This is a genomic window from Streptomyces sp. NPDC004435, from assembly GCF_042873895.1.
GTDB lineage: Bacteria > Actinomycetota > Actinomycetes > Streptomycetales > Streptomycetaceae > Streptomyces.
Map to the genome: position 1 here is coordinate 24,957 of NZ_JBIAMB010000006.1, position 20,910 is coordinate 45,866.

22 protein-coding genes are annotated in these 20,910 nt (G+C 73.1%); 11 read left to right on the forward strand and 11 right to left on the reverse strand.

Annotated elements, in window-relative coordinates; translation table 11 throughout:
• The first annotated feature begins 306 nt into the window (after nt 1–306).
• From ACFYT9_RS12300 to ACFYT9_RS12310, 3 genes are read left to right on the forward strand one after another with little or no spacing between them, the layout of a single operon-like run.
• A complete protein-coding gene (locus tag ACFYT9_RS12300; protein WP_389162750.1) occupies nt 307–1,167 on the forward strand; it encodes an AraC family transcriptional regulator in 861 nt (286 codons plus the stop codon).
• 10 nt (nt 1,168–1,177) lie between these two features.
• The gene (locus ACFYT9_RS12305) at nt 1,178–2,011 is read left to right on the forward strand and encodes an AzlC family ABC transporter permease (RefSeq protein ID WP_389162753.1); all 834 of its coding nucleotides are present in this window, start codon (nt 1,178–1,180) and stop codon (nt 2,009–2,011) included.
• Nucleotides 2,008–2,334 (forward strand): AzlD domain-containing protein, encoded by a 327-nt coding sequence (locus ACFYT9_RS12310; RefSeq protein WP_389162755.1) that lies wholly within the window; start codon nt 2,008–2,010, stop codon nt 2,332–2,334. Before ACFYT9_RS12305 ends, ACFYT9_RS12310 begins: the two co-directional genes overlap by 4 nt.
• A 53-nt stretch (nt 2,335–2,387) precedes the next feature.
• On the opposite strand, the gene ACFYT9_RS12315 is transcribed toward ACFYT9_RS12310, so the two are convergent.
• Complete coding sequence (locus ACFYT9_RS12315) at nt 2,388–3,338, reverse strand: hypothetical protein (RefSeq protein ID WP_389162758.1); 951 nt, start codon at nt 3,336–3,338, stop codon at nt 2,388–2,390.
• A 79-nt stretch (nt 3,339–3,417) separates the two neighbouring features.
• Between ACFYT9_RS12315 and ACFYT9_RS12320 the strand changes: the two genes are divergently transcribed.
• The 6 genes from ACFYT9_RS12320 to recX all read left to right on the forward strand — a co-directional run bounded on the left by ACFYT9_RS12320 (nt 3,418) and on the right by recX (nt 8,759).
• Nucleotides 3,418–3,612, forward strand: a complete 195-nt coding sequence (locus ACFYT9_RS12320) for a DUF3046 domain-containing protein (RefSeq protein WP_376606151.1) — start codon at nt 3,418–3,420, stop codon at nt 3,610–3,612.
• 360 nt (nt 3,613–3,972) lie between these two features.
• On the forward strand, nt 3,973–5,109 hold the full coding sequence (locus ACFYT9_RS12325) for an AI-2E family transporter (protein WP_387276135.1): 1,137 nt from the start codon (nt 3,973–3,975) through the stop codon (nt 5,107–5,109).
• A gap of 150 nt (nt 5,110–5,259) precedes the next feature.
• On the forward strand, nt 5,260–6,033 hold the full coding sequence (locus ACFYT9_RS12330) for an SGNH/GDSL hydrolase family protein (RefSeq protein WP_389162761.1): 774 nt from the start codon (nt 5,260–5,262) through the stop codon (nt 6,031–6,033).
• Between the two features lie 225 nt (nt 6,034–6,258).
• Nucleotides 6,259–6,855: a hypothetical protein gene (locus ACFYT9_RS12335; protein ID WP_376604915.1), complete on the forward strand. Its 597-nt coding sequence runs from the start codon at nt 6,259–6,261 to the stop codon at nt 6,853–6,855.
• A gap of 196 nt (nt 6,856–7,051) precedes the next feature.
• Nucleotides 7,052–8,188 (forward strand): recombinase RecA, encoded by a 1,137-nt coding sequence (recA, locus tag ACFYT9_RS12340; protein ID WP_389162764.1) that lies wholly within the window; start codon nt 7,052–7,054, stop codon nt 8,186–8,188.
• 4 nt (nt 8,189–8,192) lie between these two features.
• Nucleotides 8,193–8,759, forward strand: a complete 567-nt coding sequence (gene recX / locus ACFYT9_RS12345; protein WP_387276106.1) for a recombination regulator RecX — start codon at nt 8,193–8,195, stop codon at nt 8,757–8,759.
• Nucleotides 8,760–9,222: 463 nt separating this feature from the next.
• Here the strand turns inward: recX and ACFYT9_RS12350 are convergent, their stop codons facing one another.
• From ACFYT9_RS12350 to ACFYT9_RS12385, 8 genes are all read right to left on the reverse strand, one after another.
• Nucleotides 9,223–9,651, reverse strand: a complete 429-nt coding sequence (locus tag ACFYT9_RS12350; protein ID WP_389162767.1) for a rhodanese-like domain-containing protein — start codon at nt 9,649–9,651, stop codon at nt 9,223–9,225.
• Nucleotides 9,648–10,193, reverse strand: coding sequence for a cysteine dioxygenase (locus ACFYT9_RS12355; RefSeq protein ID WP_376601700.1), 546 nt, complete (start codon nt 10,191–10,193; stop codon nt 9,648–9,650). The genes ACFYT9_RS12350 and ACFYT9_RS12355 overlap by 4 nt, the downstream gene beginning before the upstream one ends.
• Nucleotides 10,194–10,366: 173 nt before the next feature.
• On the reverse strand, nt 10,367–10,453 hold the full coding sequence (locus ACFYT9_RS12360; protein ID WP_346768519.1) for a putative leader peptide: 87 nt from the start codon (nt 10,451–10,453) through the stop codon (nt 10,367–10,369).
• Nucleotides 10,454–10,485: 32 nt separating this feature from the next.
• On the reverse strand, nt 10,486–12,264 hold the full coding sequence (locus ACFYT9_RS12365; protein ID WP_389162770.1) for an FAD-dependent monooxygenase: 1,779 nt from the start codon (nt 12,262–12,264) through the stop codon (nt 10,486–10,488).
• A 334-nt stretch (nt 12,265–12,598) separates the two neighbouring features.
• Nucleotides 12,599–13,486 (reverse strand): amino acid ABC transporter permease, encoded by an 888-nt coding sequence (locus ACFYT9_RS12370; RefSeq protein ID WP_389162772.1) that lies wholly within the window; start codon nt 13,484–13,486, stop codon nt 12,599–12,601.
• Complete coding sequence (locus tag ACFYT9_RS12375) at nt 13,483–14,157, reverse strand: amino acid ABC transporter permease (protein ID WP_389162775.1); 675 nt, start codon at nt 14,155–14,157, stop codon at nt 13,483–13,485. The genes ACFYT9_RS12370 and ACFYT9_RS12375 overlap by 4 nt, the downstream gene beginning before the upstream one ends.
• 166 nt (nt 14,158–14,323) lie before the next feature.
• On the reverse strand, nt 14,324–15,145 hold the full coding sequence (locus tag ACFYT9_RS12380; RefSeq protein ID WP_389162777.1) for a glutamate ABC transporter substrate-binding protein: 822 nt from the start codon (nt 15,143–15,145) through the stop codon (nt 14,324–14,326).
• A gap of 54 nt (nt 15,146–15,199) precedes the next feature.
• Nucleotides 15,200–15,985: an amino acid ABC transporter ATP-binding protein gene (locus ACFYT9_RS12385; protein ID WP_376601693.1), complete on the reverse strand. Its 786-nt coding sequence runs from the start codon at nt 15,983–15,985 to the stop codon at nt 15,200–15,202.
• 262 nt (nt 15,986–16,247) lie between these two features.
• Here ACFYT9_RS12385 and ACFYT9_RS12390 point away from each other — a divergent pair, with 262 nt between their 5' ends.
• Complete coding sequence (locus ACFYT9_RS12390) at nt 16,248–16,976, forward strand: response regulator transcription factor (protein ID WP_387276097.1); 729 nt, start codon at nt 16,248–16,250, stop codon at nt 16,974–16,976.
• Nucleotides 16,977–16,994: 18 nt separating this feature from the next.
• On the forward strand, nt 16,995–18,389 hold the full coding sequence (locus tag ACFYT9_RS12395) for an ATP-binding protein (RefSeq protein WP_376601689.1): 1,395 nt from the start codon (nt 16,995–16,997) through the stop codon (nt 18,387–18,389).
• Between the two features lie 72 nt (nt 18,390–18,461).
• Here the strand turns inward: ACFYT9_RS12395 and ACFYT9_RS12400 are convergent, their stop codons facing one another.
• On the reverse strand, nt 18,462–19,460 hold the full coding sequence (locus ACFYT9_RS12400; RefSeq protein WP_389162780.1) for a TAXI family TRAP transporter solute-binding subunit: 999 nt from the start codon (nt 19,458–19,460) through the stop codon (nt 18,462–18,464).
• Between the two features lie 246 nt (nt 19,461–19,706).
• On the reverse strand, nt 19,707–20,882 hold the full coding sequence (locus ACFYT9_RS12405) for an RCC1 domain-containing protein (RefSeq protein WP_389162782.1): 1,176 nt from the start codon (nt 20,880–20,882) through the stop codon (nt 19,707–19,709).
• Nucleotides 20,883–20,910: the final 28 nt, after the last annotated feature.

Below are 20,910 nucleotides of genomic sequence, written 5' to 3' on the forward strand. Positions count from 1 at the left end.
GATCTGGTGTCGGCCGCCTCCCGGCCTGGTGTCGGCCGCGTGCCGGCCCGGTGCTCCGGCGGCCCCCAGGCCCGTCCCGCCCCGGTTCGGCGCCGGAGCCCGTACCGAACCCGCCCCAGAAACGCCGTACCGGACCCGTACCGGACCTGCCCCAGCCCCGTACCGGACCTGCCCCAGCCCCGTACCGGACCTGCCCCGGCCCCGGCCCCGGCCCCGCCACTTTCCCGGCCGTTTCCGTCCCGCACCCGTCCTGACCTGTGGACACCCAGGTCGTCGCCCCGGCCGGGGGCGGCGCAGAATGGAGGCATGGCGAGGGGCGAGCGGGCACGGTACTGGCAGTACGCCGAGCTGCCGGGGGTGGATCTGCTGCACGCCCACTACATCGAGAAGACGTTCTCCCGGCACACCCACGAGAGCTTCGTCTACGCCGCCATCACGGAGGGCGTCGAGGCGTTCCACTACAAGAACGACCTCGTCCAGGCAGGGCCGGGACAGATCGCCCTGGTGAACCCGGACACCCCGCACACCGGGTACGCCGGCATACCCGAGGGCTGGACCTACCGCACGATCTACCCGGACGCGGAGCTGATCCGGTCCATCGCCGCCGACGTCCTCGCCGTCCGCGGCCCGGTCGGCTTCACCCAGCCCGTCGTCGACGACCCCTACGCGGCCCAGCTCGTCATCGGCGTGCACCGGGCCGCGGAGGAGGGCAACGCGCTCGCCGCGGACAGCCTGCTGCGCCTGGTCACCGCGCGGATGCTGCGCAGCCACGGCGGCAGTCTGCGCCCGCTCACACCCCGCAGCGCGGGCGCCAGGGACGCGGCACGCGCGCGTGCCGTCCTGGAGGAGCGGATGGCGGAGCCGCCCACCCTGGAGCGGCTCGCGGCCGATCTCGGCACCAGCCCGTTCGCCCTGCTGCGTGCTTTCCGCGCCGAGTACGGCATGCCGCCGCACACCTGGCTCACCGACGCGCGCGTGCGGCGGGCCCGGCGGCTGCTGGACGCCGGGACGCCGCCTGCCGAGGCGGCCGTCGCCGTCGGCTTCACGGACCAGCCCCACCTGAACCGGCACTTCACCCGCAGCGTCGGCGTCCCGCCCGGGGCCTACCAGCGCGCCCGGGGACCGGCCCGCAAGAACGTACAAGACGGGCCGCCGCCCGCTCCGTAACGTCGGTGGCGTGGCAGAACAGACAGCACACCCCGCCACGCGGGACATACGTCAAGACCCGCCCGCCGGCGTGGCCGGGAGCGGCGGGACCGGAGTCGGCGGCGCCCGGAGCGCCGAGCCCCGGAAGGCCGACTCGGCCGTGGTCAGGGACGCGCTCGGCGTCGGTATCGCCGTCGGGCTCTCCGGCTTCGCCTTCGGCGTGACCTCGGCGGGCGCCGGGCTGACCCTCCTCCAGACCTGCGTGCTCAGCCTGCTCGTCTTCACGGGCGCCTCGCAGTTCGCCCTCGTCGGCGCCCTCGCCGGCGGAGGGAACCCGTTCACCGCGGCCGCGGGCGCCTTCTTCCTGGGCACCCGCAACGCCTTCTACGGGCTGCGCCTCTCCCAGCTCCTCGCCCTGCCGAGGGCCGTGAAGCCCTTCGCCGCGCAGTGGGTCATCGACGAGACCACGGCCGTCGCGCTCGCGCAGCCGGACCGCCGCTCCGCCCGGATCGGCTTCACGGTCACCGGGCTCACCCTGTACGTCCTGTGGAACCTCACCACGCTGCTCGGGGCGCTCGGAGCCGAGGCCATCGGGGACACCGCGGCCTGGGGCCTCGACGCCGCCGGTCCCGCCGTCTTCCTCGCCCTGCTCGCGCCGATGCTGAAGACCGCGACGGAGCGCGCCACCGCCGGGATCGCCGTCGTCCTCGGCCTGGGCCTGCTGCCCGTCCTCCCGGCAGGCGTCCCCGTCCTCGTCGCGGCGCTCGCGGCCCCGGCCGTCCTCTGGTTCCAGGGGCGCCGGGCCCAGGAGCGGGCCAAGGACAAGGACGCAGACAAGGACGCAGACAAGGAGGCCGCCCGATGAACGCGCTGAACACCACCCAGGTCTGGATCGCGATCGGCCTCACCGTCGTCGGCTGCTACCTCGTCAAGCTGATCGGCCTGCTCGTGCCCGCCCAGACGCTGGAGCGTCCGCTGGTCCAACGGCTCGCCGCCCTCCTTCCGGTCGCCCTGCTCGCGGCGCTCACCGCCCAGCAGACCTTCGGCACGGGCACCGTCCTCACGCTCGACGCCCGGGCCGCCGGTGTCGCCGCCGCCGCGCTCGCGCTCGTCCTGCGCGCGCCCTTCCTGGTCGTGGTGGGAGCCGCCGTCGCCGTGACCGCGGGCGTACGGGCCCTGGGCGGCTGAACCGCAGGGCCCAGCACCCCGAATCCCGGTCCACGCGCGCGCGTGGACCCGGATCAGTCGTCCAGCGGACGCCCGTACGCCCGCAGGGTGCGCAGGGCCTCGATGGTGACGATCGGCCGCCACTCCAGCTCCGGGCCCGGCGCCCAGGCACGCCACCGGACGGGCCAGCCGCCGTCCTCGGCCTGCTCGGCCGCGAGGAAGTCCAGCGAGCCGGCCAGCTCCTCGTCCGTGAACCAGCCGCGGGCGAGCGAGTCCGGCACGCGCGCGTAGTCGTGCGGGTAGTGGTGCTCGCCGGGCGCGTACCCGTCGGCCACCGGGAACTCCTCCGGCCGGTCCGGGTCCAGCACGGCGAGCCGCTGCTCGCGCACCAGCCGCCCGAGCCGGTCGGCCGCCGCCTGGGCCCGCGACCGGTCCGGCGCCGAGTCGAGGAAGGCCACCGCCGCCTGCACCTCGTAGGGATGCGACTTCTCCAGCGACTCCACCGCCGCCCAGCAGAACTCGGTGGCCCGGAACAGCCAGGCGTGCCAGACCTGGTTTCGGTGGAGCGTCCCGACGACCGGGCCGGTCGACAGCAGCTCCCCGGGCGGGTCGTCCACCACCGGGACGAAGGGCGCGGACGGGTAGCCGCGCTGCGAGGGATGGATCGCCGGCAGCGCCCCCTCGTGCGTGGAGACCGCCGTCAGATACCGGCAGATCCGCTCCACCCGCAGCCCGCCGCAGCGGCCGATCGAGTCCAGGATCCGCAGCGCGTGGGCGGTGTGCAGCGGCTGGCTGACCGGACCCCGCAGGTCCGGTTCGAGTCCGTGGCCGTAGCCGCCGTCCTCGTCGAGGTACGCGGTCAGGGCGGCCTCCACCGGGTCCGCGCCGGCGCGGAGGAAGTGGTAGGCGAAACGGCGCTGTTCGAGCACACGGGCCGTCAGCCAGACGAACCGCTCGGCGCGGGCCAGCGGAGATCCGGGGGCCGCCGGGGGAGCGGGCGGCGAGGAGAGGGGTTTTTCGGCCATGTTCCGACCGTAGGGCGGAACAGCGCGGTGACAAGCCCCGGCGGGCGGGCTGCACTCTTGGGAGCGGGATACTGGGGTCATGCGGTTGACGATTTTCTGGGAGCGGATGGCCGATCACTTCGGCTCCGGGTACGCGGACTCCTTCGCGCGCGACCACGTCCTGTCCGAGCTGGGCGGCCGGACCGTGCGCGAGGCGCTGGACGCCGGCTGGGAGGCGAAGGACGTGTGGCGGGTGGTCTGCGCCGCCATGGACGTGCCCGCGGAGAAGCGTTGAGCGAGTCCGGCGGCAAGCGTTGAGCGAGTCCGGCGGCAAGCGTTGAGCGAGTCCGGCGGCAAGCGTTGAGCGCGCTCCGGCGACGAACGCCGGGCGCGCTCCGGAGGCGATGCGCCGGGGCCCGGACGGATTGTCCGCCGGGTGCGCGAGACTGACGGGGTGGCCCCGACTGACGACACCGAGAAGACCACCCAGAAGACCACCCGGAAGACACCGGCACCGCCCGCCGCGCCGGCAGCGGCGCCCGTCACCGCCCGGAGCGCGGCGCCCGAGGCGAGCGCGTCGCCCGTGCCCGCCGCGGACCCCGGCGGGCAGCCACCCTCCGGGGGCGTCGCGCCCACGGCGGCGGCCGGGGCGCGGATGCCGCGCTGGCTGCCGCGCGCGATGGTTCTCGCGCTCGCCCTCTACTCCTGTTTCCTTCTGGGCGACTGGGCCTTCCACCAACTCGTCGGCCTGCTCGTCAACATCCTCCTCGCCTTCTTCCTCGCGCTCGCCATCGAACCGGCCGTCGGCCGCATGGCGGCGCGCGGAATGCGCCGGGGGATCGCCACCTTTCTGGTCTTCTTCGGCGTCCTGGCCGTCGGCATCGGCTTCGTCGTGCTGCTCGGCTCGATGCTCGCCGGGCAGATCGTCGACATGGTCGAGAACTTCCCCAAGTACCTCGACTCGCTCATCAACTGGATCAACGAGACCTTCCGCACCGAGCTCTCCCGGGTCGAGGTCCAGGACAACATCCTCAAGTCGGACTGGCTGCAGAAGTACGTGCAGAACAGCGCCACCGGGGTCCTGGACGTCTCGGCGACCGTCCTCGGCGGGCTCTTCCGGCTGTTGACGATCTTCCTCTTCGCCTTCTACTTCGCCGCGGACGGACCCCGGCTCCGCCGCGCGCTCTGCTCCGTCCTGCCGCCCGAGCGCCAGGCCGAGGTGCTGCGCGCGTGGGAGATCGCGGTCGACAAGACCGGCGGCTACCTCTACTCGCGCGGCCTGATGGCCCTCATCTCCGGCGTCGCCCACTTCGTGCTCCTGGAGATCCTGGACGTGCCCTACGCCCCCGCCCTCGCGGTCTGGGTCGGCCTGGTCTCGCAGTTCATCCCGACCATCGGCACCTACCTGGCCGGTGCGCTGCCGATGCTGATCGCCTTCACCGTGAACCCCTGGTACGCGCTGTGGGTGCTCTGCTTCGTCGTGGTCTACCAGCAGTTCGAGAACTACGTCCTCCAGCCGAAGCTCACCTCGAAGACGGTCGACATCCACCCGGCGGTGGCCTTCGGCTCGGTGATCGCGGGCACCGCCCTGCTGGGCGCGGTCGGTGCGCTGATCGCGATCCCCGCGGTGGCGACCCTCCAGGCGTTCCTCGGGGCGTACGTGAAGCGGTACGACGTGACGGACGATCCTCGGGTGCACGGCCACCGGCGGTACGGCGAGGCGGTCGTGGCACGGCTCCAGAAGGCCCTCCACCACAAGAAGGAGAACTCGGGGGAGTCCGGGGACGCCTGAACCGGAGGGGGTGCCCGCTGAGCCGCCCACGGGGCGAAGGGCAGGCCGGGCAGGTCCGGGGGAACGGGGCGGGTCCCGGGGCTGCCCCGTTCCCTCTATGCTAAAAAAATTGAATAGGTGGCGAGTGGAGTAGGGAGAGGTGGCGGACGGATGGACGCGGCGCGATATCGGCGGTACGTGGCTCTCGGGGACAGTCAGACCGAGGGCGTCGGTGACGGCGACGACCGGACCGGGCTGCGCGGCTGGGCCGACCGGCTCGCCGAGCACCTCGCCCGGGCGGAGCCCGGCGTCCGGTACGCCAACCTCGCCGTACGGGGCCGCCTGGCCCGCGCGGTGCGCGAGGAGCAGCTCCCCGCGGCCCTCGCGCTCCGGCCCGACCTCGCCACCGTCGTCGCCGGCGTGAACGACCTGCTCCGGCCGGGCTTCGACGCCGACGAGACCGCGGGGCACCTGGAAGCCGCCTTCGCGGCCCTGACCGCCCAGGGGGCCCGGGTGGCGACCGTCACCTTCCCCGACGTCGGACGCATCACCCCGCTGGCCCGCCCCCTCGCACCTCGCGTCCACGCCCTCAACGACCGGATCCGGGAGGCGGCCCGCAGACACGGCGTGACCGTCGCGGAGACCGCCCACCACGACGTGGTCACCGACCCCCGCCTGTGGAGCGCCGACCGGCTGCACGCCTCGCCGCTCGGGCACGCCCGCATCGCCGCGGCCGTCGCCGAGGCCCTGGCCCTGCCGGGCAGCGACGACGCCTGGACCCGGCCGCTGCCGCCCCGGCCGGTCCCGACGGGCCTGCGCGCCGCCGCGGGCGAGGTCGTCTGGGCCGGTTCCTTCCTCGGCCCGTGGATCGCGCGCCGTCTGCGCGGCCGGTCCTCCGGCGACGGGCGGGCCGCCAAGCGCCCGGACCTCCTGCCCGTGGGGTGAGCGGTCCGGCCCGTGGGGTGAGCGGTTCGGCGGGGCCGCGTCGCTCCGTTCGTCCCCGCGCGCTGCGGCGTGCTCCGGCGCGGTCGGCAAGTGCCTCGCCGGTCAACGCACCGGGTCGGGTTCAGTCGTCTGAAGGTCGTTTCCGGTGATCCGCCGGAAGCCGTCGGATCAGCCTCCTACCGTACGGACTGACCGCGCCGACGCGGTCCGACGAGGAGGAAGCCCGTGTCATCGTCCTGCGACCCCCGCTACGCCCCCGCCGGTGACGTGGACGGCGCGCTCATGGTGATCGACTCCCGGCTCAAGGCCGTCCACGACGGCAGGACCGGCACCGACCCCGAACAGCAGAAGCTGCTGGACCAGCTCACCGCGTCCCTGGACCTGAAGGGCGTCCACGACCTGCTCGACGGCGCCTGCACGCTCGTCTTCATGTTCATGAAGTGGCTGCGGGGGGTCCACGAGGACCACGACAAGGACGTCATCGAGTACGTCGTCCCCAGCCTCGTCGCCACGCTGCGCATGATGCCCCGCAGCGTCCGTCCCGAGGCGATCCCCACGATGACGGGCCTGGTGGTCGCGGCGGGCACCGGCCTGAGCCCCAGCCTCTGGCGGCGCCAGTACGGGGACTGGACGAAGGAGGAGATGACCGCGCTGGAGGCCACGGCCCTGCTGCTGGCCGAGCACATCAACCGGATCGCCGGCGACCGCGACTTCGCCACCCGCATGATCGGCGAGACGCTCTCCCGTGCCGAAGGGGAGGCGGAGGCCGGGCCGGGCGGAGGGTCGGGGTTCGACCCCGGCTGGGACGAGGACGGCGACTAGGGATTGTCCACAGGGAGCGCGTGGCGCGCTTGACACGAAAATCGAACATCCGTTCTGATGAAGGTTCCGGCCCTTGGAATCGCGGGCATCTCGGCGAGTTGTCCACAGGTCGGAGAGACGCGGGGGCCCATTGTCAGTGGCAGGGGTTAGCGTCTTTCACATGAAGCGATCGACTCAAGCACCCCGGGTGGAACCCATGGCAGGAACCGACCGCGAGAAGGCGCTCGACGCCGCGCTCGCACAGATTGAACGCCAATTCGGCAAGGGCGCCGTGATGCGCATGGGCGACCGTACCCAGGAGCCGATCGAGGTGATCCCCACCGGATCGACCGCCCTCGACGTCGCCCTCGGCGTCGGCGGTCTGCCGCGTGGCCGTGTCGTGGAGATCTACGGCCCGGAGTCCTCCGGCAAGACGACCCTGACCCTGCACGCCGTGGCCAACGCGCAGAAGGCCGGCGGACAGGTCGCCTTCGTCGACGCCGAGCACGCCCTCGACCCCGAGTACGCCCGCAAGCTGGGCGTCGACATCGACAACCTCATCCTGTCCCAGCCGGACAACGGCGAGCAGGCCCTCGAGATCGTCGACATGCTGGTCCGCTCCGGCGCCCTCGACCTCATCGTCATCGACTCCGTCGCCGCGCTCGTCCCGCGCGCGGAGATCGAGGGCGAGATGGGCGACTCCCACGTGGGTCTTCAGGCCCGACTGATGAGCCAGGCCCTCCGGAAGATCACCAGCGCCCTCAACCAGTCCAAGACCACCGCGATCTTCATCAACCAGCTCCGCGAGAAGATCGGTGTGATGTTCGGCTCGCCGGAGACCACGACCGGTGGCCGCGCGCTCAAGTTCTACGCCTCGGTGCGCATCGACATCCGCCGCATCGAGACCCTCAAGGACGGCACGGACGCGGTCGGCAACCGCACCCGCTGCAAGGTCGTGAAGAACAAGGTCGCCCCGCCGTTCAAGCAGGCCGAGTTCGACATCCTCTACGGCCAGGGCATCAGCCGCGAGGGCGGCCTGATCGACATGGGCGTGGAGCACGGCTTCGTCCGCAAGGCCGGCGCCTGGTACACGTACGAGGGCGACCAGCTCGGCCAGGGCAAGGAGAACGCCCGCAACTTCCTCAAGGACAACCCCGACCTCGCCAACGAGATCGAGAGGAAGATCAAGGAGAAGCTGGGCGTCGGCGTCCGTCCCGAGGCCGCCAAGGCCGAGCCGGAGACCGAGACGGCGTCCGCGGCGGACACGGCCGCCGCGGACGACGCCAAGGCCGCCCCGGCCGTGGCGGCCAAGACCGCCAAGGCGACCAAGGCGGCCACCGCGGCCAAGAGCTGAACCGGTGACCGGTCGCACCGAATGGCCGGGTGACAGCCCTGACTCGTCGAGGGCCGAGAAGGAGCTGTCACCCCAGGATCCGGCTGAGCGGGCGCGGGCGATCTGCCTGCGCCTGCTCACCGGAACCCCCCGCACGCGCAAGCAGCTGGCCGATGCCCTGCGCAAGCGGGAGATCCCCGACGACATCGCCGAGGAGGTCCTCGCCCGCTTCGAGGACGTCGGCCTCATCGACGACGCCGCCTTCGCGGACGCCTGGGTGGAGTCCCGCCACCACGGCAGGGGCCTCGCCCGCCGGGCGCTCGCCCGCGAGCTGCGCACCAAGGGCGTCGACCCCGGCCTCGTGCAGGAGGCCGTCGGACGGCTGGACTCCGAGCGGGAGGAGGACACCGCCCGAGAGCTGGTGGCGCGCAAGCTCCGTTCCACCCGCGGTCTCGACCGCGACCGCCGGCTCAGACGGCTCGCCGGCATGCTCGCCCGCAAGGGATACCCGGAGGGCATGGCGCTGCGGGTGGTCCGCCAGGCCCTGGAGGAGGAGGGCGAGTCCACGGACGGCCTGGAGGAGGGCTACTAGGCTCGCCCCTGGAAGCCGGGGGCGGACCTGTCTGCCCCCGAAGCCGGGAGCGGGGCTGCCCGACGGCCTGCCGGCCGACCTGACCCCGACGCCGGAGGAGGCCCGGCCCCGGGGTCCGGCGGGCTACTCGCCGACCTGCATCCGAGGCCGGAGCGGATCCGGCCCGGGGGTCCGGCGACCTCCCGCCGACCGGCACATCCGAGGCTGCAGCGGGCCCGGCCCCCTGGGGCCGGGAGCAAGCTTCCGAAGCCGGAGCGGACCCGGCCCGGGGGTCCGGCGGCCTGCCCGCCGACCTGCATCCCAGGCCGGAGCGGACTGGCCCGGGGCCCGGAGCAAGCCTCCGAGGCCAGGGAGGGGCCTGCCTCCGAGGCCCGGTGGCGCTCGCCACCCAGGACCCGGAGGGGACCCGACTCCGCTGCCGCCGGCGGCCTCGCGGGTGGTGTGCCGGGAGCCGGGCGTGGTGTCAGAGGGCCGTTCGGGCTCCACCGGTCCGGCCGGCGGGGAGAAGGACCGGGAGGCCCGCGGCCTTCCATGCCTGGAAGCCGCCGACGAGGTCCGTCGCCCGGCGCAGGCCCAGGCGGCGGAGCGACTCCGCGGCCAGCGAAGAGGCGTAGCCCTCGTTGCAGAAGACGATCACCCGAAGGTCGTGGCCGGTCGCCCGGGGGGACCGGTGGCTGCCCAGCGGATCGAGCCGCCACTCCAGCTCGTTCCGCTCCACGACCAGCGCGCCCGGGACCAGGCCGTCCCGTTCCCGCAGGGCCGCGTAGCGGGTGTCGACCAGGAGCGCCGCGCCCGTCTCGTACTCCTCGTACGCCGTGCGGGCGTCGACCCGGTCGAGGCCGGACCGCACCCGCTCCAGAAGTTCGTCGATGCCGACGTGGGTCTCGCTCACTGCCAGTCCTCCGGACGCTCGACGTGCTCCAGGCGGAGTACCGCGCCCGTCCGGCTGAAGCGCCGGATCAGCGGGAGCGGCGGGTAGTAGGCGTGCACCGAGATCGCGTGGGCGTCGGGGGACGGGTTCAGCACCTCGTGGAGGTGGTCGCGGCCGAAGGCCCGGCCGTCGCCCGCGTCGAGCCGGCGGGAGCGGTCCAGCCCCTCGGCCAGCTCCAGGGTCTTCCAGCCGCCCGCGGGGAGGCGGACGGCGAGCGCGTGCTCGGTGAGGCTGCCACGGGCGGTGGCGAAGGCGCCGAAGGACTCGGCGTGGTCGTGCCAGCCGGTGCCGGTGCCGGGCGGCCAGCCGATGAGCCACGCCTCACTGCCGCCGGGGCCGTCCAGCCGTACCCAGGTGCGGCCCTCCGGGTCGAGCGGAAGGGAGTCGACGAGGGCCTGGTCGGCGGCGGTTCGGCGGACGAAATCGAGCAGTTCGGCGGCGGTCGGCGGACCGGAGGCCGCCCGGGTGGTGACGGGGGAGGGGGTGACAGAAGTCGCGGGCACGGGTGACCGTCCTGGAGTTCGCTGGGTGCGCGCCGCGCCGCAGGACCGGCCGGAGACCACCGGGAGACCGGCAGAAGGACCGGAGGGACGCCGAGGACAACCACGGCCGGGAACAGGAGTCCCGGGCGGGGTGGGGACGGCGAGGCGGGGCGCGCGGGGGAAGGGAAGCGAGTTCAGAAGGACGGGCGACACACGCAGCCCGCGTAGCGGATCAGGTCCATATGGACCCTCCGCCACAGGCGCACATCGGTGTCGGTCACGCTCCGGAGTACACCACGCGCGCCCGCGCGAATCAATGGACGTCCGCAGTCCGGTCGTGTCCGAGGGACGCCTCGGCCGGTGCCGGGACCTCGGCGGAGACCGCCGCGGGGGTCCGCTCGCCGCGGGCCGGCGCGGCCCGCTCCGGAGTGCCGGAGCGGCCGGACGGAGCGCCCTCCTCCGGCACGGCGGAGGTATCGGTGTCCTCAGGGGCGTTGCCCCGGGCGGCATCCGCGGCCGCGCGCAATTCCTCCGCGCGGACGCCGGCGAAGGCGGCGACCAGATGTCCGTCGGGGCGGATCAGCAGCACGGCGTGGGCGGGGGCCCCCGGGTAGGCGTCGGTCACCAGGACCTCCGACGCCACCGGCAGCGCCTCGGCCGCCTCCTCCAGACGGGGCATCAGGCCGGCGGTCCGCCAGTGCCGGCGCTCCCACACCCCGGAGCCCGGGGCGACGAGCAGGACGGGGAAGCGGGCCTGTCCGAGCCGGTCCCGGAGCCGTACCGTCGTGTCGTCGGGAGCCGTCACCCGGACGTCCTCGACAGGGGCGCCGATCGGCGTGCCCACCGGGATCATGCCTTCGCCGAACGGCGCGGCGAGCGGCGAGTGCGGATAGGCCGGGGAGGCGCCGAGCGGCCCCCGGCCCAGGTGGGCGTCGGTGAGCAGGGCGTCGTGGCCGCGCAGCACGCCCGGCAGGTAGGCGCGCAGCCCTCCGCCGCCGCGCAGCACCGGCAGGGCCTGGTCGGCCGCGCGCAGCCTGGCGGCGATCGCCGTGCGGCGCTCGCTCTGGTAGCTGTCGAGCAGCGCGTCCGGGGCGGCGCGGTGCCAGGTGAGGGCGAGCTTCCACGCCAGGTTGTCGACGTCCCGCAGGCCCTCGTCGAGGCTCTGGGTGCCGATCGCGCCCAGCAGATGGGCCGCGTCCCCGGCCAGCAGCACCCGGTCGACGCGCCAGCGGCGGGCGAGCCGGTGGTGCAGCGTGTGGACGCCGGTGTCGAGGAGCTCGTACGGGGGAGTCGTGCCCTCGCACCAGCCGGCCAGGGTCTCGCGGATGCGGGTCACGAGCGCGTCGGGGGTGACGAGTTCGCCGCGCGGCGGCAGCAGCCAGTCGATCCGCCAGACGCCGTCGGGCAGCGGACGGGCGGTGACCTCCTCGCCGACCCCGCGCCACGGCGGCTGACGGTGCGACAGGGCTTCGCCGGGCCACGGCAGTTCGGTGCGGAGGGCGGCGACCGCGTGCCGCTCGACGGCGGTGCGGCCGGGGAAGCGGACGCCGAGGAGCTTGCGGACGGTCGAGCGGGAGCCGTCGCACCCGACAAGGTGGCTGCCCCGCCACCAGGTGCCGTCCGGGCCGCGGGTGTGCGCGGTGACCCCCTTCCGGTCCTGCTCGACGGTGTCCAGGCGGGAGTCGGTGACGAGCCGGACCAGCGGCTCGCGGGCGACGGCGTCGCGCAGACCGCGGGCCAGCGCGTGCTGCGTGATGTGCAGGGGGGCGGCCGGCGCGGCGGGGGACGACGGGTCCTCGGACCACTCCTCCGTACCGCCCAGTCCCAGGTCGAAGGCGACCTGGCGGACCGGCCGGCGGCGCTGCATCCCGCGCCAGCCGACCCAGCGCAGGCCCTCGTCACGGATGGTCGCGCAGCCCAGCCGCTCGACCAGGCCGGCCGTGTCGGCGCGCAGCACGACGGTCCGCGCCGGTCGCGGTTCCTCCTGGCCGGAGGTCTCGTCGAGGACGACGCTGGGCACGCCCTGCGCGGCGAGCGCGAGGGAGAGCGCGAGGCCGACCGGCCCCGCGCCCACGATGATCACCGGGTCCACGGCGCGGCTCCAAAAGGCCGGAAAGTCATGGGGACAGCACAGTCGAGTGTGTCACGAGCCCGGTGCTTGATCACAGACCGTATGCAACCCAGTCAGGGTGTTTTGCGTCAAGTGACGCGATGGGCGTGGTGCGGCGGACCTCGGGCCGGAGCCCTTTCCGGCCGCTCGGAGCGACCTCCGGCGTCCCTTCCCGCCCCAGAAGGACCTCCGGCCCCGTCGCTCTTCCCGGAAGCGGACGGTCCGGGGGAGAACGACGGGGCCGGAAGTGGACGGGCACGGAACTTCGGGGGAACCGTGCCCGTCGGGTGGCGGTCGGGGGACGGGAGGGCGTCGGTCAGGCGCCCGCGCCGGCCCCGCCGGTCTCGACGTTCACGACCGGAGCCACGTCCTTCACCGCGCCCGCCTTGCGGCCCTGGCGCAGGCGGCGCTCCAGGCGGGCGGCGAGGTGGGTGATGACCGCGTTGAGCACGATGAAGATCAGCGCGATGACGGTGAAGGTGGCGATCGTGTTGGCGCCGTAGTTCGCGGTGATCTGCCGGTTCTGGCTGAGCAGTTCGCCGAAGCCGAGCATGGCGCCGCCGAGCGCGGTGTCCTTCACGATGACGACGAGCTGGCTGACCAGGGCCGGCAGCATGACCGTGACGGCCTGGGGCAGCAGCACGTACAGCATGGTCTGGCCCTTGCGCATGCCGAGCGCCACGGCCGCGTCGCCCTGCCCCCGGGGGAGCGAGAGGACACCGGCACGGACGACCTCGGCGATCACGGAGGCGTTGTAGAGCACCAGGCCGGTGACGACCGCGTACAGGGGGCGGAAGTCGGAGCTGACCGGGGTGTACGCCGCGTAGATCGCGCTGGCGAACATCATCAGGAGCAGCACCGGGATGGCCCGGAAGAACTCCACCACCGCGCCGACGGGCACACGCACCCACCGGTGGTCGGAGAGCCGGCCGATGCCGAGCACCGCGCCGAGCGGCAGGGCGATCAGGATGGAGAGGGCGGCGGCCTTCAGAGTCTCCATCAGGCCGGGGATCAGGTACGTCGTCCAGACCTGCGAGTCCGTGACGAACGGGCTCCACTTCTCGGCGGTCAGCTGGTCCTTGTCCGCCATGGCGGAGAGCACCCAGTAGGCCACCAGGCCCATGACCACGAGGAAGACGATCGTGTAGAGGACGTTGCGCCGCCTGGCCTTGGGGCCGGGGACGTCGTAGAGGACGGAGCTCATCGCTTCACCGCCAGTCGCTTGGCCGCCCAGCCGAGGATCAGGCCGGTGGGAAGGGTGAGGACTATGAAGCCGAACGCGAAGACCGCGAAGACCGCGAAGAGGGCGTCGGCTTCGTTCTCGATCATCGCCTTCATCAGGAGCGCCGCCTCGGCGGCACTGATCGCCGACGCGACCGTGGTGTTCTTGGTGAGGGCGATGAGGACGTTGGCGAGCGGGGTGATCGCGGCGCGGAAGGCCTGCGGCAGCACGACCACCGTCAGGACCTGCGTGAAGCTCATGCCGAGGGCGCGTGCCGCCTCCGCCTGGCCCGGCGGGACGGTGTTGATGCCCGAACGCAGCGCCTCGCAGACGAACGTGCCGGTGTAGGCGACCAGACCGAGAATGGCCAGGCGGAATCCGATGGAATCCGATGCCTCGGCCCCGAGCGTGATGCCCAGGGTCTGATCGAGAGCCAGGGAGCACGCGACGATCACGACGGTCAGCGGCGTGTTCCGCACGAGGTTGACGTACGCGGTGCCGAAAGACCGCATGAGCGGGACCGGACTGACACGCATGGCGGCCAGGGCGGTGCCCCAGACGAGCGAACCGATCGCCGAGAAGAAGGTGAGTTGCGCCGTCACCCAGAAGGCGCCGAGCAGGTCGTACTGCCCGGAATCAAGAAAGTCGAACACGATGCCCCGCGCTCTCCCTGGTGGTCGGTGGGTCGGACGGCCGGCCGTCGCGCGGGCGGCGGCCGGCGGGCGGACGGCCGCCACCGTACGGAGGCGGGGCGGCCGTCACGGCCGGGTCGCGAGCGTGGTGGGTTGGGGCTCCACCGGTGTGCTCGCGCGGGATGGTTCAGTTCTGGATCTTCGGCGCGGGCTCGCTCTTGTAACCCGACGGGCCGAAGTGCTCCTTCACGAGCTTGTCCCAGGTGCCGTCGGACACCATCTTCTCCAGGGCCTTGTTGATCTTGCCCTTGAGCTCGGTGTCGCCCTTCTTGAGGCCGATGCCGTAGTTCTCGTCGCTCATCGAGAGGCCCGCGAGCTTGAACTTGCCCTGGTGCTCCTTCTGGGCCGCGTAGCCGGCGAGGATGGAGGCATCGGTGGTCAGGGCGTCCACGCGCTTGTTCTCCAGGCCCGTCAGGCACTCGGAGTAGCCACCGAGCTGACGGAGGTCGGCCTTCGGCGCCAGCTTCTCCTTGACGTTCTGCGCGGAGGTCGAGCCGGTGACCGAGCAGAGCTTCTTGGAGTTCAGGTCCTCGACCTTGGTGATCGAGGAGTCGTCGGCGCGGACCAGCAGGTCCTGGTGGGTCAGGAAGTACGGACCCGCGAAGTCGACCTCCTTCAGGCGCTTCTCGTTGATCGAGTAGCTCGCCACGACGAACTTCACGTCGCCGTTCTTGATGAGGTTCTCGCGCTCGGCCGACGGGGCCTGCTTCCAGGTGATCTTGTCGTCGGCGAAGCCCAGCTCCTTGGCGACGTAGCGGGCGACGTCGACGTCGAAGCCGGCGTACGAGCCGTCCGGGGTCTTCAGGCCGAGACCCGGCTGGTCGAACTTGATGCCGATGGTGATCTTGTCGCCGTTGCTGCCGGAGTCCGAGCCGGTGCCGCAGGCGGTGGCGGTCAGTGCGAGGACGACGGCGGCCGCGGCGGCCGCGGAGGCGTTGCGAAGCTTCATGGGTGAACGTCCCTTGGGTAGCGTTGAGTTGCGAAGACTAGGTCGTCGACTCGCTCAGTGGTGCAGGATTTTGGAGAGGAAGTCCTTCGCCCGGTCGCTGCGCGGGTTGCTGAAGAACTCCTCGGGGGTGGCCTGTTCGACGATCCTGCCGTCGGCCATGAAGACGACCCGGTCGGCGGCGGAGCGGGCGAAGCCCATCTCGTGCGTCACGACCACCATCGTCATGCCCTCCCGGGCCAGCTGCTGCATGACCTCGAGGACCTCGTTGATCATCTCGGGGTCCAGGGCGGAGGTGGGCTCGTCGAAGAGCATCACCTTCGGGTCCATGGCGAGCGCGCGGGCGATCGCCACGCGCTGCTGCTGGCCGCCGGAGAGCTGCGCCGGGTACTTCTCGGCCTGCGCGGCCACGCCCACCCGGTCCAGCAGGGTGCGGGCCTTGGCCTCCGCCGCCTTCTTCTCCGTGCCGCGGACCTTGATCTGACCCAGCATCACGTTCTCGAGCACGGTCTTGTGCGCGAAGAGATTGAAGGACTGGAAGACCATGCCGACGTCCGACCGCAGCCGGGCCAGCTCCTTGCCCTCCGCGGGCAGCGGCTTCCCGTCGATCGTGATCGTGCCCGCGTCGATCGTCTCCAGGCGGTTGATCGTGCGGCACAGCGTCGACTTGCCGGAACCCGACGGCCCGATGACGACGACGACTTCACCGCGGCCGATCGTGAGGTCGATGTCCTGCAGCACGTGCAGCGCGCCGAAGTGCTTGTTCACTCCGGACAGGACGACCAGATCCTCCTGCGGCCCGGGGGAGACCTCGTTGTCCTTGGACACTGCCACTCCGCTCATCGGCCTCTTGCTCCGTCCTCCTCGGTTGGGAGGACACTAGAGACACGTTCGGATGACCGTCATCACATCTGAGCGGAAATTGAGGATAACGATAAGGCCACGGGTGGACACCCTGTGTGAAGGTGATCCGCGGAGCCGTACCGGGTGGATAACGGAAGCGGGCGGTCCGCGGGGGGACACTTGACTGCGACGTCGCCCATCGGCGTTCATGAACGTTCATGCCCCGATCCGGGGCGCCCCCGGCGAACGAGAGGAGAAGACCATGCGACTGCTGCTCGTCGAGGACGACGACCACGTGGCCGCGGCCCTCTCCGCGATCCTCGCCAAGCACGGCTTCGCCGTCACTCACGCCCGCAACGGCGAGGAGGCCCTCCAGGCCGTCCTCCCGACCGCGCAGGGCGAGCGGCCCTCGTACGGCGTGATCCTGCTCGACCTGGGCCTTCCCGACCAGGACGGCTACCAGGTCTGCGCCCGGATCCGGAAGCTCACCGCCACCCCGGTGATCATGGTGACCGCCCGCGGCGACGTCCGCTCCCGGATCCACGGCCTCAATCTCGGCGCCGACGACTACGTCGTCAAGCCCTACGACACCGGCGAACTGCTCGCCCGCATCCACGCCGTCTCCCGCCGCCGCGCCGCCGCGCCCGCCCCGGCCGACGAGGGCGCGAGCGGTACGGGCTCCGCCGCCGAGGCCGCCGTGCTGCACCTCGGCGCCGTCGCCGTGGAGCTGCCCACCCGGCGCGTCAGCGTCGACGGCGAGCCCGTCGCCCTGACCCGCAAGGAGTTCGACCTGCTCGCCCTCCTCGCCCGGCGCCCCGGAGTCGTCTTCCGCCGCGAGCAGATCATCTCCGATGTCTGGCAGACCAGTTGGGAGGGGACCGGCCGCACCCTGGAGGTGCACGTCGCCTCGCTCCGCTCCAAGCTGCGGATGCCCGCCCTGATCGAGACCGTGCGGGGCGTCGGCTACCGCCTGGTCGTCCCGGCCGCGTAACCCCCGGCCGCCCCACCCGTGCGCACCCGACTCCTCCCCCTGCTCATCGTCCTGATGGCGGGGGTCCTGCTCGCCCTCGGCTTCCCGCTCGCCGCCGCCCTCGCCGCCGCCCAGCAGCAGCGGGTCGTCGTCGACCGCCTCGACGACGCCGCCCGCTTCGCCGCCCTCGCCCAGTTCGTCGGCGACCCCACGGACGGCGGCGACGAACGCCGCACCACCCTCGGCGGCGAGCTCGACAGCTACCACGACGTGTACGACATCCGGGCCGGCGTCTTCTACCGCGACAACCGCGTCATGGCCGCCGCCCCCAACGGCTTCATCGTCCCCTACGAGGGGGAGGGCCGCCGCGCCTTCAAGGAGGCCCTGCTCGGCCGCCGCAGCCACGACCCGCCGCAGGTCTGGCCCTGGCAGCCACACGCCCGCCTGATCATGGCCTCCCCCGTCGTCCGCGACGGGGACGTCGTCGCCGTCGTCGTCACCGACTCGCCGACCGGCGAGCTCCGCGCCAGGATCCTCCGCGGCTGGCTCGTGATCTTCGCCGGAGAGGCCGCCGCCATGCTCCTCGCCGTCGGCGCCGCCGTACGCCTCACCGGCTGGGTCCTGCGCCCCGTCCGCGTCCTGGACGGCGTCACCCACGACATCGCCACCGGCCGGATGAACTCCCGGGTCGCCGAGGCCGGCGGACCACCCGAACTGCGCCGCCTCGCCCGCTCGTTCAACGAGATGGCCGACCACGTCGAGGAATCCCTCGAACAGCAGCGGGCGTTCGTCGCCGACGCCTCCCACCAGCTGCGCAACCCGCTCGCCGCGCTGCTCCTCCGTATCGAGCTGCTCGCCCTCGAACTCCCCGAGGGGAACGAGGAGATCGCCTCCGTACGCACCGAGGGCAAGCGGCTCGCGCGGGTCCTCGACGACCTCCTCGACCTGGCCCTCGCCGAGCACGCCGCCGCCGACCTGCGGCTCACCGACGTCGGCGCCCTCACCGCCGAGCGGATCGCCTCCTGGCGGCCGGTCGCCGACGACAAGGGCGTCCGGCTGGTCGGGGAGTGCGGGGCGGCCACCGGCTGGGCCGACCCGATCGCCCTCTCCAGCGCCCTCGACGCGGTCGTCGACAACGCGCTGAAGTTCACGCCGGAGGGCGAGCGGGTCACCGTACGGGTCCTGCCCGGGAAGGACACGGTGGAGGTCGTCGTCACCGACCTCGGCCCCGGCCTCACCGAGGAGGAGCTGAGCCGGGTCGGCGACCGCTTCTGGCGCGCCGGACGCCACCAGAACGTCAAGGGCTCCGGACTCGGCCTCTCCATCGCCCGGGTGCTGCTCACCGCCGCCGGCGGCGGAATCTCCTTCGCCCCGAACGAGCCGCACGGGCTGCGGGTGACGGTCACCGTGCCGCGGTACGCGCCCACCGAGTGACGATGCGGGGACGGGGCCGGGGCCGGGGGTGGAAGCGCGACCGGGGGCCGGCGGTGGCGGAGCGCGTACGGCTCAGGGCTTGACCGAGCGGTAGTAGCGGCGGGCGCCTTCGTGGAGGGTGAGGGGCTCCGTGTAGATGGCCGTCCGCAGGTCCACCAGCTGGGCCGGGTGCACCTGGCGGCCGATGCCGTCCCGGCTGTCGATCACCGAGCGGGTGAACCCCTCCACCAGGTCCGCGTCGGCCTCGGCCGTCGTCACCATCAGGTTCGCCACCGCCAGCGTCTCCACCCGCCGCCCGTCCGGGGCGGCCGTGTACGAGTCGGGCGGTATCACCGCCGAGCGGTAGTGGCGGGTGGACGCGCCCGCGTCCCGCAGCGCCTCCACGAGCGGGGCGTCCATCGGGACGAGCCGGATCGAGATCCGCTCCGACAGCGACTGCACGGCCTGGGTCGGCAGCCCGCCGGACCAGAAGAAGGCGTCGAGCTCGCCGTTCTCCAGCATGCTCGGCATCGAGTCGATGCCGACCGGCACCGCCGTCACGTTCCGGGACGGGGCGAGCCCGGCCGCGGCCAGGACCCGGTCCGCGATCAGCCTCACTCCGGAGCCGTCCTGGCCGACGCCGACCCGCAGCCCGCGCAGGTCGGAGACGCTCCGGACGGGCGAGCCCGTGCGGACGACCAGCTGGACGTAGTCGTCGTAGAGCCGGGCGCAGCCGCGCAGCCGCTCGAAGCCGGGCCGGCGGTCCCGGATGTACTGCGCCACGGCGTCGGCGGTCGCGACGGTGAAGTCGGCCTCGCCGGAGGCGACCCGGGCCAGGTTCTGCTGGGAGCCCTCGCTGTCCTTGAGGGTGATCGAGACCTCGGGGAGGTCCTTGGCCATGACCTGCTTGAGCAGCGCGCCGTACCGCTGGTAGACGCCGGTGGGGACACCGGTGCTGAAGGTGATCGAGCCGCTGGGCTCAGAGGGCCCGAAGGGGGCCAGCCACCACAGCAGCCCCACGCACACCGCGAGCAGCGCGGCCGCGAGCGCGAGGACGCGGCGGCGGGCGGCGCGGGTGAGCGAGGCGAACATGCCTGCGATCCTGCCAGGTGGCCCGCGGCCCTGGCCAGGGTGACCGGGCGGGTGCGGCTGTGATGTGCGCTGCGCCGCGGGCGTACCGGTGGCGGCGGGAGAGCCGACCGTGAGGGACGGCCACTCCCGGTGGCGGCAGCGGCGCCGACCGCGACGGGAGGTGGCTCCCGGTGGCGGCGAGGCCACCGGGAGGCACCGGAACGTCACCGCTCGGCGGGCGAATCAGTAGGCGAGCCAGAAGGCGGATCAGTAGGCGAAGCCGGACTTGCCGATCGTCGTGGCGGCGACCCGGGTGATGCCGCTCCCGGGCGGGAGCGCCGTGGTCGTGGCCGGCGGGGCGGTGGTGCTGCCGTCGCCGAGCTGGGCGGCCGCGTTGGCGCCCCAGCCGACCACCGAGCCGTCGTCTAGCGCGGCCAGGCCGAAGTCGGCCCCGCCGGCGATGTCCTGCACGCCCCTGAGGGCGTCGAGGACGACCGGGGTGGTGCGGTTGGCCTTGGTGCCGTCGCCGAGCTGCCCGTCGGTGTTCTTGCCCCAGCCGGCCACCGCGCCGTCGTCGAGGACGGCGAAGCCGGAGGCCGGGGTGGCGAAGATCCTGGCCACGGAGTCCAGGTAGGCCACGTCGACCGGCTTGTTGCTGTCGGCGACGGCGTCGTTGCCGAGCTGGCCCTCGGCACCCTTGCCCCACGCCTTGACCGTGCCGTCGGCGGTGAGCGCGAGGACGTGCTCGCAGCCGACGGCGATGTCGGCGACGTCGGTCAGGTCGGGAACCCTCTGCGGGGTCTCGCGGGTGGTGTTGTTGCCGGTGCCGAGCCGGCCGTTGTCGCCCTTGCCCCAGGTCCAGACGGTGCCGTCCTGGCGCAGGGCGACGCTGAAGTCGCAGCCCGCGCCGACGTCCTGGACCTTGTCGAGGCTCTGGACGACGACCGGGGTGCGGTACGGATTGGTGGAGTCCTGGCCGGTGCCGAGCTGCTTGGTGGCGTTGGAGCCCCAGGCGAGGACCCGGCCGCCCCTGACGGCGAGGACGTGGTTGAGCCCGGCGGAGACCGCGCTCACCCCGGACAGGCCGGTGACGGTGGCGGGGAAGCTCTGCGCGGTGGTGGTGCCGTTGCCGAGCTGGCCGGTGGTGTTGGCGCCCCAGGACTTCACCGTGCCGTCCTTGAGGAGGGCGACGGCGAACGGGTTGGCGGTGGCGCCGGTGCCGCCTCCGCCGCCGGACAGCTCGCGCACGTCGTCCCGGGCGAGACCGAGGACGGCGGCGGGCGTCTGCTGGGCGAGGACGGAGCCGTTGCCGAGCTGCCCCTGGGCGTTCTCGCCCCAGGCGCGGACCCAGGGGTCGGTGCCGGCGGAGGCGGGGAGGGCGGAGGAGGTGAGGGCCGCGAGGGACAGCGCGGCGAGCAGGGTGAGACGCAGGGGTGGGGTCATCTGCGTGCCTTTCGCGTGAGGGGTGTCG

Bases quoted from the DNA above. Each gene is read 5' to 3' on its own strand.
- ACFYT9_RS12380 (WP_389162777.1), bottom strand. From the start codon at position 15,145: ATGAAGCTTCGCAACGCCTCCGCGGCCGCCGCGGCCGCCGTCGTCCTC.
- ACFYT9_RS12390 (WP_387276097.1), top strand. From the start codon at position 16,248: ATGCGACTGCTGCTCGTCGAGGACGACGACCACGTGGCCGCGGCCCTC.
- ACFYT9_RS12320 (WP_376606151.1), top strand. From the start codon at position 3,418: ATGCGGTTGACGATTTTCTGGGAGCGGATGGCCGATCACTTCGGCTCC.
- ACFYT9_RS12315 (WP_389162758.1), bottom strand. From the start codon at position 3,338: ATGGCCGAAAAACCCCTCTCCTCGCCGCCCGCTCCCCCGGCGGCCCCC.
- ACFYT9_RS12370 (WP_389162772.1), bottom strand. From the start codon at position 13,486: ATGAGCTCCGTCCTCTACGACGTCCCCGGCCCCAAGGCCAGGCGGCGC.
- recA (WP_389162764.1), top strand. From the start codon at position 7,052: ATGGCAGGAACCGACCGCGAGAAGGCGCTCGACGCCGCGCTCGCACAG.
- ACFYT9_RS12400 (WP_389162780.1), bottom strand. From the start codon at position 19,460: ATGTTCGCCTCGCTCACCCGCGCCGCCCGCCGCCGCGTCCTCGCGCTC.
- ACFYT9_RS12405 (WP_389162782.1), bottom strand. From the start codon at position 20,882: ATGACCCCACCCCTGCGTCTCACCCTGCTCGCCGCGCTGTCCCTCGCG.
- ACFYT9_RS12310 (WP_389162755.1), top strand. From the start codon at position 2,008: ATGAACGCGCTGAACACCACCCAGGTCTGGATCGCGATCGGCCTCACC.
- ACFYT9_RS12330 (WP_389162761.1), top strand. From the start codon at position 5,260: ATGGACGCGGCGCGATATCGGCGGTACGTGGCTCTCGGGGACAGTCAG.
- ACFYT9_RS12385 (WP_376601693.1), bottom strand. From the start codon at position 15,985: ATGAGCGGAGTGGCAGTGTCCAAGGACAACGAGGTCTCCCCCGGGCCG.
- ACFYT9_RS12325 (WP_387276135.1), top strand. From the start codon at position 3,973: ATGCCGCGCTGGCTGCCGCGCGCGATGGTTCTCGCGCTCGCCCTCTAC.
- ACFYT9_RS12300 (WP_389162750.1), top strand. From the start codon at position 307: ATGGCGAGGGGCGAGCGGGCACGGTACTGGCAGTACGCCGAGCTGCCG.